This window comes from Streptomyces sp. NPDC060027 (assembly GCF_042737005.1).
In the GTDB taxonomy this organism is placed as follows: domain Bacteria; phylum Actinomycetota; class Actinomycetes; order Streptomycetales; family Streptomycetaceae; genus Streptomyces.
Genome location: NZ_JBHWVI010000266.1, coordinates 1 through 10,661 on the forward strand (window position 1 = coordinate 1; position 10,661 = coordinate 10,661).

15 protein-coding genes and 1 tRNA gene are annotated in these 10,661 nt (G+C 68.3%); 11 read left to right on the forward strand and 5 right to left on the reverse strand.

Going from position 1 to position 10,661, the window contains the following annotated elements; translation table 11 throughout:
- Positions 1-14 precede the first annotated feature (14 nt).
- Positions 15-479 (reverse strand): NUDIX hydrolase, encoded by a 465-nt coding sequence (locus ACFWBT_RS37865; RefSeq protein ID WP_385707792.1) that lies wholly within the window; start codon positions 477-479, stop codon positions 15-17.
- 18 nt (positions 480-497) lie between these two features.
- On the opposite strand from ACFWBT_RS37865, the gene ACFWBT_RS37870 reads away from it, so the two are divergent.
- The 11 genes from ACFWBT_RS37870 to ACFWBT_RS37920 all read left to right on the forward strand — a co-directional run bounded on the left by ACFWBT_RS37870 (position 498) and on the right by ACFWBT_RS37920 (position 7,641).
- Positions 498-1,277 (forward strand): GntR family transcriptional regulator, encoded by a 780-nt coding sequence (locus tag ACFWBT_RS37870; protein WP_385707795.1) that lies wholly within the window; start codon positions 498-500, stop codon positions 1,275-1,277.
- A gap of 138 nt (positions 1,278-1,415) precedes the next feature.
- Positions 1,416-1,772 (forward strand): hypothetical protein, encoded by a 357-nt coding sequence (locus tag ACFWBT_RS37875; protein WP_385707798.1) that lies wholly within the window; start codon positions 1,416-1,418, stop codon positions 1,770-1,772.
- Positions 1,773-1,786: 14 nt separating this feature from the next.
- Entirely contained in the window at positions 1,787-3,130 is a 1,344-nt protein-coding gene (locus ACFWBT_RS37880) for an FtsK/SpoIIIE domain-containing protein (protein ID WP_385707828.1), read from the forward strand.
- An 82-nt stretch (positions 3,131-3,212) separates the two neighbouring features.
- Positions 3,213-3,416 (forward strand): hypothetical protein, encoded by a 204-nt coding sequence (locus ACFWBT_RS37885; RefSeq protein WP_385707801.1) that lies wholly within the window; start codon positions 3,213-3,215, stop codon positions 3,414-3,416.
- Positions 3,416-4,072: a DUF2637 domain-containing protein gene (locus tag ACFWBT_RS37890; RefSeq protein ID WP_385707804.1), complete on the forward strand. Its 657-nt coding sequence runs from the start codon at positions 3,416-3,418 to the stop codon at positions 4,070-4,072. Before ACFWBT_RS37885 ends, ACFWBT_RS37890 begins: the two co-directional genes overlap by 1 nt.
- Before the next feature lie 20 nt (positions 4,073-4,092).
- On the forward strand, positions 4,093-4,284 hold the full coding sequence (locus ACFWBT_RS37895) for a mobile element transfer protein (protein WP_328447602.1): 192 nt from the start codon (positions 4,093-4,095) through the stop codon (positions 4,282-4,284).
- 11 nt (positions 4,285-4,295) lie between these two features.
- The gene (locus ACFWBT_RS37900; RefSeq protein ID WP_385707808.1) at positions 4,296-4,451 is read left to right on the forward strand and encodes a hypothetical protein; all 156 of its coding nucleotides are present in this window, start codon (positions 4,296-4,298) and stop codon (positions 4,449-4,451) included.
- Positions 4,452-4,474: 23 nt separating this feature from the next.
- A complete protein-coding gene (locus tag ACFWBT_RS37905) occupies positions 4,475-4,792 on the forward strand; it encodes a SpdD-like protein (RefSeq protein ID WP_385707810.1) in 318 nt (105 codons plus the stop codon).
- Between the two features lie 91 nt (positions 4,793-4,883).
- A complete protein-coding gene (gene repSA / locus ACFWBT_RS37910; RefSeq protein ID WP_385707813.1) occupies positions 4,884-6,305 on the forward strand; it encodes a replication initiator protein RepSA in 1,422 nt (473 codons plus the stop codon).
- Positions 6,302-6,490 carry a helix-turn-helix domain-containing protein gene (locus ACFWBT_RS37915; protein WP_385707816.1) on the forward strand — a complete coding sequence of 63 codons (189 nt, stop codon included), beginning with the start codon at positions 6,302-6,304 and terminating at the stop codon, positions 6,488-6,490. Before repSA ends, ACFWBT_RS37915 begins: the two co-directional genes overlap by 4 nt.
- Positions 6,490-7,641, forward strand: a complete 1,152-nt coding sequence (locus ACFWBT_RS37920) for a tyrosine-type recombinase/integrase (RefSeq protein ID WP_385707832.1) — start codon at positions 6,490-6,492, stop codon at positions 7,639-7,641. Before ACFWBT_RS37915 ends, ACFWBT_RS37920 begins: the two co-directional genes overlap by 1 nt.
- A gap of 76 nt (positions 7,642-7,717) precedes the next feature.
- Here the strand turns inward: ACFWBT_RS37920 and ACFWBT_RS37925 are convergent.
- From ACFWBT_RS37925 to ACFWBT_RS37940, 4 genes are all read right to left on the reverse strand, one after another.
- Positions 7,718-7,793: transfer RNA gene (locus ACFWBT_RS37925), tRNA-Arg, on the reverse strand.
- A gap of 183 nt (positions 7,794-7,976) precedes the next feature.
- Positions 7,977-8,444, reverse strand: a complete 468-nt coding sequence (locus tag ACFWBT_RS37930) for a hypothetical protein (protein WP_385707819.1) — start codon at positions 8,442-8,444, stop codon at positions 7,977-7,979.
- A gap of 211 nt (positions 8,445-8,655) precedes the next feature.
- Positions 8,656-9,903 (reverse strand): hypothetical protein, encoded by a 1,248-nt coding sequence (locus ACFWBT_RS37935; RefSeq protein ID WP_385707822.1) that lies wholly within the window; start codon positions 9,901-9,903, stop codon positions 8,656-8,658.
- Positions 9,900-10,661 (reverse strand): ATP-binding cassette domain-containing protein (locus tag ACFWBT_RS37940; protein ID WP_385707825.1); only part of this gene is annotated, 762 nt, incomplete at its 5' end. The genes ACFWBT_RS37940 and ACFWBT_RS37935, both read right to left, overlap by 4 nt.

Genomic DNA, 10,661 nt, shown 5'->3' on the forward strand with positions numbered 1-10,661 from the left:
ATGGAGAGAAGGTCTTATCCCGCTGGGATGAGGTGCTTTCCGTCGTGGCTCCGCACATGCGGGCCATTGCCGTCCAGGGCGTCCAGGAGTCTCACGGCGAAAGCCTCCGACATGCGTTCGCTGACCTCGTCCGGTGTGAGCCACGAGACCGCCATGGACTCGCTGGAGGTGCGTTCGGTGCCGCCCGAGGGCTTGCAGCGGAAGACCAAGGCCACGACGCCGCGGGTCATGTTCTTGTAGACGCCGGTGAGTTCGTCGACCTCGACGTGGATGCCGGTCTCCTCCAGGACCTCGCGGGCGACGCCGGCCTCGGGGGTCTCGTCGAGTTCGAGGATGCCGCCGGGGAGCTCCCAGGTGCCGTTGTCGGCTCGACGGATGGCCAGGAGGCGGCCGTCCTCGCGCACCACTACTCCGGCTACGGACACGGAGTGCAGGGGAGACGGTGTCGCTTCCTGTGATTGACTCATGTAGAGGAGCATAGGAGGCAGGGAAGGACTATGGGAACTGTGGCGGGAGGGGTCGGTTCCGGGCCTCGGTACGTACAGATCGCGGACGAGATCGTGCAGCAGATCCGGGCGGGGGTTCTGAAGCCCGGTGACATGGTGCCGAGCGAATCGGAGCTGGTGGAGCGCTACGGCGTCGCCGGCGGGACGATTCGTAAGGCCATGGTCGAGGTGCGGGCGAGTGGGCTGGTCGAGACCCGGCACGGCAAGGGTTCGATCGTGAAGGACCGGCCTCCGGTGCGGCACCGTTCCTCTGATCGCTTCCGGCGTTCGCTCCGGCGGGGAGGACAGGCGGCCTACCTCGCGGAGTCCGCGCAGTCCGGGGCCACCGCCAAGGTCAGCGTCCTCTACATCGGGCCCCTGGAGGCGCCCGAAGATGCCGCCGAACGCCTCGGCGTCCCCGTCGGCACACAGGTGCTGGCCCGTCGGCGTCTCTACTTCCGCAACGGCACGCCGGTCGAGACCGCCACGTCCTACCTGCCCTGGGACGTCGTGAAGGACATCCCCGAGCTGTTCGCCGAGAATCCCGGCGGCGGTGGCATCTACGCCCGACTCGAAGACCACGGGCACGAGTTCGCCGAGTTCGTCGAGACGGTGCAAGCGCGGCCGGCCTCCAAGGCGGAGGCTTCGGAGCTGGCGCTGAGCCCGGGTGCGCCGGTGGTCCACCTGATCCGGGAGGCTCGTACGACCGCAGGTCTCGTGGTCGAGGTGTGCGACACCCTCATGGCCGCTGACCAGTTCGTCTTCGAGTACCGGATCCCCGCCGAGGACTGACGCTCACTCAGCATCCCGCAACCCGCCACGAGTTCTTCTTCGTGGCGGGTTGACTCATGTACAGGAGTGAGGCACTCTTCTTCACGTCACTCCTGTACATGAGTGACGGAGTCCAGCATCTATAGAGGAGTGAGTTCTGTGCGTCAGATTCCCGTCGACACCTCCGGTGCGGTCGTGATGGTCGCCAAGTCCCCGCAGGTCAAGGTGCGTGACCGCCGTACCGGTGAGATCGCCACCGACACGGAGACCGGGGCGAGGCTGATGACCGTGGACGTGATGTTCGCGGCGAACGAGGAGGTGGAGATCCTGTCCATCACCGTTCCGGAGCCGGGCATCTCCGGTGAGCTGGCCATGGGCACGCCGGTCGCGCTCACGGGCCTGATCGCCCGGCCCTGGGAAAGCGACTTCAACGGCCAGAGGCGACACGGCATCGCGTTCCGCGCGGTCGCGGTCACCTCGCTCGTCGGTGCTGCCGCAGGGTCCAAGGCAGCCTGATCGTGGCCGACTTCATGGTCGTTCTGGTGCTGGTCGTCGCTGTCGTGGGTTTCCTGCGGTGGCGGCGCCCCGCCTGGTACTGGTTGACCTTCGGGGTCACGCTGGCCGTGTTACGGGTCCTGGTCCGCTACGGATCGGTCATGGACGCGTGCGGGCTGACCGTCCCGCCCTCGCGCTGGCGGCTCGCCCTGGCCCGTGCCGCCAACCGGCCGATGCCGGATCCGCGTCCGCCGCGCATCCTTCGGCTGCGGCCGACCCGTACCGGCCTGATCCTGAGACTCAAGCTCCGCCCCGGACAGGACGCCTTCGACGTCGCCGCCGCCTCAGACCGGCTCCGGCACTCGTTCTCGATGTACGGCGTCACCTCGCGTGAGCTGCGCTCCGGCGTCGTCGAGGTGCGAATGACCGGCTACGACGTGCTCAAGCGGGTGCAGATGCCGGCCGACACCGGTCACCGGCCGATGCGTGTACCGGTCGCCCTGCGGGAGGACGGCTCGGTGCACTACCGCGACTACCGGGCCGTGCCCCACGCCCTCACCCTCGGCGCCACGGAGTCCGGAAAGTCCGTGTACCAACGCAACCTGGTCGCGGGTCTCGCCCCGATGGACGTCGCCCTCGTCGGTATCGACTGCAAGCAGGGGGTCGAACTGTTCCCGCTGGCCCGCCGGTTCTCCGCGCTGGCCGACGATCCCGACACCGCCGCGGAAGTACTCGAAGCGCTTGTGGTCCGGATGGGGCACGTCTATCAGCTCATCCGGTCCCAGCAGCGGATCACCTCCGACGTGCCGGACGCGGAGATCGCCTCCGACATCTGGGATCTGCCCGACGACCTGCGTCCGGTCCCGGTCGTGGTCCTGGTCGATGAGGTAGCCGAACTCGCCCTGTACGCAAGCAAGGAGGAGGAGAAGCGGCGGGACCGCATCATCACCGCCCTGATCCGCCTCGCCCAGCTCGGCCGCGCGGCCGGCATCTACCTGGAGATCTGCGGGCAGCGCTTCGGCTCCGAACTCGGCAAGGGCATCACCATGCTTCGCGCCCAGCTCACCGGCCGCACAGCCCATCGCGTCAACGACGAGACCTCGGCCAACATGGCCTTCGGCGACATCTCCCCGGACGCCGTCCTCGCCGCGATCCAGATCCCGGCCGAGACACGGGGCATCGCCATCGCGGGCGACTCCTCGGGCGGGTGGCACCGCATCCGCGCCCCGCACACCTCGCTCCGCCAGGCCGTGAACATCTGCAACCGGCACGCCGACCGGACCCCGGACCTGCCCGAGCTGGCCCCCTTCCGGCCCGCGCTCCCCAGCACCGCCACCGAGGCCGTGCCGCTGGTCAAGGCGTCCTCGGTCACCGTCTGATCCCCGCCCCACCCCCACGGTTGGCGCGACCGCCTTCGCGCCAAGTCCCTACCCCGCCATGCCCAAAGAAGGGAGACCCGCCATGTGCCCGAACTGCGAGGACTTCGCCCGGACCGTGCTCCTGCTCGGCCAACTCGCCCTCTACGCCGACGCGGCTGGCGCCGACCTCGACTTCGTGGACGCCGTCAGCCCGTCCCTCGCCGCCTCGCTGCCCGAACCGCCGCCCGGCGTATTCCTGGATGGCTACGACCCCGACGACGGCCCCGCCTATCCAGGCGACGTCTGATGGGCGCCCGTCACGGCCTCCGGGTCGATGCGGTCCTGATTCAGGCAGTGATCGCCGGTGCCCTGTCCTTCGCCCACCTGCACGACCTGGCCGCCGCGGCCGGACAGAACGGCTGGAAGGCATGGGCCTACCCGGTCAGTGTCGACCTGCTCCTAGTCGCCGCCTGGCGGAGGCTGCGCAACGAGGGACCGTCCCGGCTGGCCTGGTGCTGGTTCGTCGTCGCGCTGTTCGCCTCGCTCGGCGCCAACATCGCCACCGCCGGGTTCCTCGACCTGGCCGACCCGCCCGCTCCGCTCCGCCTCGGCATCGCCGGATGGCCCGCGCTCGCCTTCCTCGGCGGGACCCTGCTCGCCCACTCGTCCGCTGCCGAACCGGAATCGGAAGCGGAGACGGTTCGGCCGGCCCCCGCCGTGGAAGCACCGGACGCCGAACAGCCCATGTCGGAAGCCGCGCCCGCGCCTGCTGCTTTCCCCGCTCCAGAAGCCATTGCTGCTGCCGCTGCGCCCCCGGTCCCCGCCGTCCTCGTCGATCACGCCCGCAAGGTCGCCGACGAGTACCGCGCCCGCACCGGCTCCCCGATCGATCCCGACACCCTCCGCTCCCGCCTCGGCGTGCCGTCCCACCTTGCCGCCGCCATCGCAGCCCACCTCACCTGATCAGGAATGAGGCACCCACGATGCCCGCAAGCGACAACTTCCACTCCCTGATGCGGATCGGCCCCGTGCAGATCGGTACCCACCGCGACCGCAACGGTCGCACCACGCACGCCGCCGTCTGCACCGCCGACCGCTGCGGCTGGTCCGCCGACTACTCCAGCCAGACCGCCGCCCAACTCGCCGCCCGCACCCACCGCTGCACCGTCCGCTGAGGAGATACCCCGTGCAGGTCCCGCTCTGGCTCGCCCTGGCCGCCGTCGGCTACCTCGGCGTCAAGCTCATCCGCCCGCCCTGGTGGCTCATCGCCGTGCTCCTCCTCGGCGGCTACCTCCTCGCCGACAGCGTCCTCGCCCCCGCCATCGACACCGCGGTCAAGTAGCACACCGCGAAGGAGAACCGCCCATGCTCCGGCCCAAGTTCCCGACCATGCCCCAGCCCACCGGCCTGATCACCCCGCCCGCCGTCATCCAGCCGACCACCATCACCCCGGGGGTCTCGGTCCCGCAGCCGATCCCCGTCGCCCCCGCGCCGTCCCGCGCGGTCGTCCAGCTCACCCCCGGCACCGCGCTCGCCCTCGTGGGCGGCGGAACGGCCGTGGTCCTGGTCGTTGGCGCCGTCCTGGTCTCGCTGCTCCTGGCGGTCGCCATCACGGGGGCATCGGTCGCTGTCTGCGCGGTCGTCCTGCGCTCCCTGCTCGCCTCCGACGCCAAGCGCCGCTGACCGGCCCCCGGGCGGCCTCGATACCGCCAAGCATCCACCGCCCGGGAGCCGTCCCCACCGATTGATCTCGCAACCGGAAGGAACCCCCAGCATGGCCCACCGGGCCTCACCCTCGACACAGAAGGCACCCACGTCCGCCCTGACGCTCGACCCGATCACCCTCGGAGACATCCTCCGGGTGGCCTCGGCCTCCGACTACACCCGCTGGGAGGACCAGATCCGCCGCACCGGCGGCTGCTCCGACCCGATCCACCTGACCGGCTGGACCCTCGCCAAGGACAAGACCACCGGCGAGACCCTGCACCGCTACTCCACCGAGAACGAACCCGGCGGACGCCTGCGCCTCGCGTGCGGCAACCGCCGCGCCTCCCGCTGCCCCTCCTGCGCCTGGACGTACGCGGGCGACACCTACAACCTGATCCGCGCCGGCCTCGCCGGGGACGACCGCCGGGACATCCCCGGCACCGTCCGCGATCACCCGCGGGTCTTCGCCACCCTCACGGCCCCCTCGTTCGGCCCGGTCCACAACCGGCCCGATCACGGCGGCCCCTGCCGGTGCGGCGTCCGGCACGCGTCCGACGCCCCTGAGCTGGGCACCGCCCTCGATCCGGAGGCCTACGACTACGCGGGCGCCGTCCTGTTCAACAACCACGCCGGCCAGCTCTGGCAGCGCTTCACCACCCGCCTGCGCCGCGAACTCGCCGCTCGCGCTGGCTTGCCCCGCCGCGAACTCGCCGATCACCTGCGCGTCTCGTACGGCAAGGTCGCCGAGTTCCAGAAGCGCGGTGCCCTCCACTTCCACGCCGTCGTACGCCTCGACGGTCCCGAAGGGCCCGGGACACCGCCACCCGCGTGGGCCACGGTCGACCTGCTCACGGACGCGGTACGTGCCGCCGTCGCGCACTCGTACACGTCCGTCTCGGTTCCGTCCGCCGGTGACCAGCCTGCCCGGACGTTCCGATGGGGAAGACAGCTCGACGTCCGACCGGTCAAGGCCTTCGGGGACGGCTCCGACATCACCGAACAGGCCGTCGCCTCGTACGTGGCCAAGTACGCCACCAAGGCCGCGGAGAACACCGGGACCCTGGATCGCCGCATCGGCGAACTCTCCGAACTCGACCGCCACCACGTCCCCGACCACACCCGCCGACTCATCACCGCCTGCAGCGACTTGGACGGCCTGTACCCGGACCGACGTCTCTGGGCCTGGGCGCACATGCTCGGCTTCCGCGGGCACTTCTCGTCCAAGTCGCGCACGTACTCCACCACCCTCGGCGCCATCCGCCAGGAACGCGCTGACTACCGCGCCGCACAGGAGGCATCCGTCCTCGGCCTCGACGACCGCGAGCCGGACACCGTCCTCGTCCTGACCGACTGGCAGTACGCCGGCCACGGCCACACCCCGGGCGAGGCCGCTCTCGCCGCGACCATCGCGCGAGACCTCCAGGCCAACCGCGAGACAGCCCGTGAAGCCCTACGCGACGAGCTGACCAAGGAGGGAGCCGCAGCATGACCACTGCCACCGCCGAACTCCTCACCGTGCCGGAGGTCATGACCCGGCTCAAGGTCGGACGCTCCAAGGTCTACGACCTGATCCGGTCGCGCCGCCTCGTCTCGATCAAGATCGACGGGGCTCGCCGAATCCCTGTCGGCGCCGTCACGGACTTCGTCCTCGGCCAGATCGAGGAGGCCGCCTGATAGCGCAGCAACGCAAGCGCAACCCGAACGGCGCGGGAACGATTACCAAGCGCAAGGACGGCCGGTTTCAGTGCGCGGTCTACGTCCTCCAGCCGGACGGCACCCGGGCCCGCAAGTTCGCCTACGGCAAGACGTGGGCCGAGTGCGACACCAAGCGGCGCGAGCTGCTCGCCAAGGTCGACCAGGGCGTGCCGGTGCCCACCCGCTCGGCCAAACTCTCCGAGTGGCTGCCGTACTGGCTGGACAACGTGATCAAGCCTCGGCGCAAGCTCAGCACATACGACAAGTACGAGGCGCACGTCCGGCTCTACCTCGTGCCGCTGCTCGGCTCGAAGCGGCTCGAATCCTTCGGCGTCGCGGACGTCCGTCGCTTCCTCATTCGGATGGAGAAGGAGACCACCGCGGCGACGGCCAAGGAGTCTCACCGTGTGCTGCGGTCCGCTCTGTCCTCGGCCTGCCGCGAGGAGCTGATCGCGCGCAACGTCGCCAAGCTCGTGGAACCGCCGCGCACGGACAACAAGGAACTGACGCCCTGGACGTTGGACGAGACGCTGGACTTTCTGGCGGCCTCTCGCCGAGATCCGCTCTACGCGGCCTTTGTGCTCGCCATCGCCATGGGGCTCCGGCGGGGCGAGATCATCGGCCTCCGATGGTCGGACCTCGATCTCGACAACCGGGTCCTCTATGTCCGCCAGCAGACCCAGCGCCGTCGCGGCGTCCTCTACGACGACGATCCCAAGAGCCGCCGTCGCCGGGTCGTCCCGTTGCCCGCACTCTGCATCGCCCCGTTGCGCTGGCACCGGATGCGGCAGTCGGCGGCACAGAGCAAGGCGGGGGATCAGTGGCACGAGTCGGGCTACGTCTTCACCACCCGCACCGGCCGCCAGGTCGAGCCGCGGAACGTCTACCGCTCCTTCACCCGAGTCGCCGAGTCCGCCAGCCTTCGTGTGATCCGGCTGCATGACGCTCGGCACGGCACCGCCACCTTGCTCACGGCGGCCGGAGTCGCGCCCCGCGTCGTGATGGAGATCCTTGGGCACTCGCAGATCAGCATCACCATGGACGTGTACACGCACGTCGTGCAGGACACCCAGCGCGAGGCCATGAGCCACATGGATCGGCTGCTCAGAAGACGCCCTGATCGCCGGTGACCGCCGACGTTGATGTCAGACGTGGATGTCAAAGGGTCCCCTCCTCCCAAATTTGGGAGGAGGGGACCCTTTGAACTGGTGCCCCCGGCAGGATTCGAACCTGCGACACCCGCTTTAGGAGAGCAACAGAGCCTGTAGCCAGTGGCTCCTACCTGCATCTTTCGTCTTCATGATGGCATCTGGAGTGCCTGAGAGTGCAGCCTTCGCCTGTGGTTCACGGCTAGAAGCACGGCTACCTGAGAGGTCGTTTTCACCCGATGTTTCATCTTCCGGCATGAAGGCGCTCGCCCGGATGCAGACGCTTCACGACGTGAGGTGCGAGGGCTTGGCCTTCGTTACGCCTGCTTAAGCAGACTTCGCAGACGCCAGGGTGTCATCCGGTAGGCCGCTATCCCTACGGCCAGCAGCCCCAGACTCATACCGAGACTGGTCGGCTGATCCACCACGGGCGAGCGGGTGAAGTCCCACCGCGGGTAGCTGCCTGTTCCATCCTGAATACTCCAGTAGCTGACGAGAAGAAGAACCAGTACGGGCAAGATCCACCCCTGCCGCCAACCGAACATACGCCCGCTGAGCAGCCCCAGCCCGGTCCACCCCGGAAGAGCGCCGGCCATGACTTCCAGTACTCGGCCTTCCACGGATATGGCGCACGTGCCTAGGAAAATGGCCATGCTCACGGCCCACAGAATTGTCAGCCGCAACGCCCTCCCGCGGTGAAAGCGGGTAGTGCCGACTGCCTCCAGCGCCGCCATGCGGCTGTGCAGGGACAGTACCGGCAGGACGCCCGCGAACATGGCCAGCATTCGCCAGCTTGGGGTTCCTGGGCCCTCCGCACCCGCCACGGTAGGCAGAGGGGCCAGTTTGTTTCCTAGCAAGGCTACGGCCAGTCCGCTGAGCAGGACCATGAGCAGGACACTGCCCGGCTGCCGTACGCCGCACGGTGGGTGGAAGCGCCTGCTCCGACCGAGCCACCGGGTTGGTAGCAGTGTGTCGGTGCGTGTACCGGAGGGGGTGTCAGGCACAGTATTTCTCCAGGACGTGCCGCACCGTTGCCGTGACCCACGCGCTCTGTTCCGCCTCAGGACGGTCGGCCATCTCCTTGCCGGTCTCCATTGCTTTCGCCATGGATGCCGTCATTCCCGCTTCCTTGTACTCCGGCTCGCCGCCACCGGCCAGCCGTTTCTCGAGCCACCGTTCCACAGCGAGCACTGATTGATCGTCGGCTTTCTCTTGAGCTAGAAAGCCCTTGAAGTTATTTTCTTCGCAGGCGGCGAACGTCTGTGCGCTGGTTGCCCTTGCCACACCGTCGGCCATCGACCAGACGGAACCACTGTCTAGGTAGAAGTCACCGCCCCATGTGCGGTCCATGGTGTAGACAAGGCCGTTGGAGTAGATCTTCTTTGGCATAGCCAGTACTGGAGGCAGGTTTTCGGCCCGCGTCAGCACATCCTGGGCCATCGCCTTGTACTTGTCCTCCTCGGGCCACAGGCAGATATCGGTACTGCCCTTGACGCAGGTCATTGATGGGGAGCCGTGCCGCTCATCAATCACTGGATTTCCAGAGGCTGCTGCGGTCGCGGCGAGTGCCAGGACGGTAGCAAGTCCTGCCAGTGGGGTGACTCGCGAGATCCGGCCGTACGGCAGCCAGAGGCAGGCAGTGAGGAGCAACAAAGCAGCCAGCAAGCGCAGTCCTATCTCCAGGAGGTCGGGCTGCATTCGGGCCGGGCCATTTACCACGGAAAAGTCGATGTCGAGCGCCATGGGAATGAGCAGCCAGCCGAGAGCACCGACCGCTGGCCCCCAGCGGGTGGACAGTAGCCGCCCGATGACCCAGCCGAATCCTGTCGCGGTCAGGAGGGTCGCGACACCGAGCAGGAGGTACCCCAGGTACTGGTTGAAGCCGGGCGGCCACGAGGACGCGGTGACCGTGAAGCAGACCGCCTGCCCTACCAGGTACGGAACGAGGAAGAGGTACAGGACCACAGCGATGCGTGACAGTTCGGCCTGCGGCCTGGGCCGGGGCATCGCGGTCAGAGTGTCTGCCATCTCGGCCGGGCGGCGCAGCGAGGAGGTCCACGCTGCCGCAGCCGCGGCGAAAACGCCCAGAAGGAGGGTGGGGACCTGTCCTACGGCGCCGGTGTCTCCCCACAGTCCGTGCCAGTAGTCGTCACGGGTGAGGATGAGGATGAGATCGAGTGCGATCAGGGGGACGAGCAGCCACCGCAGCGGGGAAGAACGCAGTGCGAGGAGGAAGGAGGTCACAGTTCCTGCTCTCCGTCCGGCAGCAGTTCCATGTAGGCACGCTCCAACGGGGTGTGTCCGGCGGTCCCGTCACCGGCCCGGTCTGCCATCTCGGCCACCTCGCCATTAAAGAGCACCCGCCCGCTGTGCAGGACGACGACGCGGTCACAAGCGGCGGCCACATCGTCAATGAGGTGCGTGCTCAGCAGGACTGTGGTGTCGGTGAGTTGAGCGAGAATCCGACGGAACTGCAGGCGCTGGCGTGGGTCCAGACCTACAGTGGGCTCGTCAAGGATCACCAGACCCGGGTCGCCGACGATGGCCCATGCGATTCCCGCACGCTGCCGCATGCCACCGGAGAGCCGGGACATCCGCTCCTGCTTGCGGTCCGCCAGGTCAACCTGGTTCAGTGCTCGCTCAACAGCGCTGGACCGGAGTTTGCCAGGTACCTGGCGCATCCATGCCCCATACTCAACGAAGTCACGTACGCGCATCCCCGGGTCCCACCCGAACCGCTGGGGCAGATAGCCGATCCTACGGCGGATACGCCGCGCGGCCTTCTCTCCATCGATGGTCACACCATCGAGAGCAACACGGCCGCGCAGCGGTGGCTGCACCGTAGCCAGGGTCCGCATCAAAGTTGACTTACCTGCGCCGTTGGGCCCGAGGAGGCCCGTTACGCCGGGGCGGAGTTCGAGGTCGAGGCCCTCAAGGACCACACGCCCCGAATATCCCTGACGAAGGTCGGATACGTGAACCTGCATATAGGCACCTTGCCG

What these genes read in the sequence shown, in the direction of transcription:
- ACFWBT_RS37865 (WP_385707792.1), bottom strand. Translation starts at nt 479, where the DNA reads ATGCTCCTCTACATGAGTCAATCACAGGAAGCGACACCGTCTCCCCTG.
- ACFWBT_RS37870 (WP_385707795.1), top strand. Translation starts at nt 498, where the DNA reads ATGGGAACTGTGGCGGGAGGGGTCGGTTCCGGGCCTCGGTACGTACAG.
- ACFWBT_RS37880 (WP_385707828.1), top strand. Translation starts at nt 1,787, where the DNA reads ATGGTCGTTCTGGTGCTGGTCGTCGCTGTCGTGGGTTTCCTGCGGTGG.
- ACFWBT_RS37885 (WP_385707801.1), top strand. Translation starts at nt 3,213, where the DNA reads ATGTGCCCGAACTGCGAGGACTTCGCCCGGACCGTGCTCCTGCTCGGC.
- ACFWBT_RS37890 (WP_385707804.1), top strand. Translation starts at nt 3,416, where the DNA reads ATGGGCGCCCGTCACGGCCTCCGGGTCGATGCGGTCCTGATTCAGGCA.
- ACFWBT_RS37895 (WP_328447602.1), top strand. Translation starts at nt 4,093, where the DNA reads ATGCCCGCAAGCGACAACTTCCACTCCCTGATGCGGATCGGCCCCGTG.
- ACFWBT_RS37905 (WP_385707810.1), top strand. Translation starts at nt 4,475, where the DNA reads ATGCTCCGGCCCAAGTTCCCGACCATGCCCCAGCCCACCGGCCTGATC.
- repSA (WP_385707813.1), top strand. Translation starts at nt 4,884, where the DNA reads ATGGCCCACCGGGCCTCACCCTCGACACAGAAGGCACCCACGTCCGCC.
- ACFWBT_RS37915 (WP_385707816.1), top strand. Translation starts at nt 6,302, where the DNA reads ATGACCACTGCCACCGCCGAACTCCTCACCGTGCCGGAGGTCATGACC.
- ACFWBT_RS37930 (WP_385707819.1), bottom strand. Translation starts at nt 8,444, where the DNA reads ATGCTGGCCATGTTCGCGGGCGTCCTGCCGGTACTGTCCCTGCACAGC.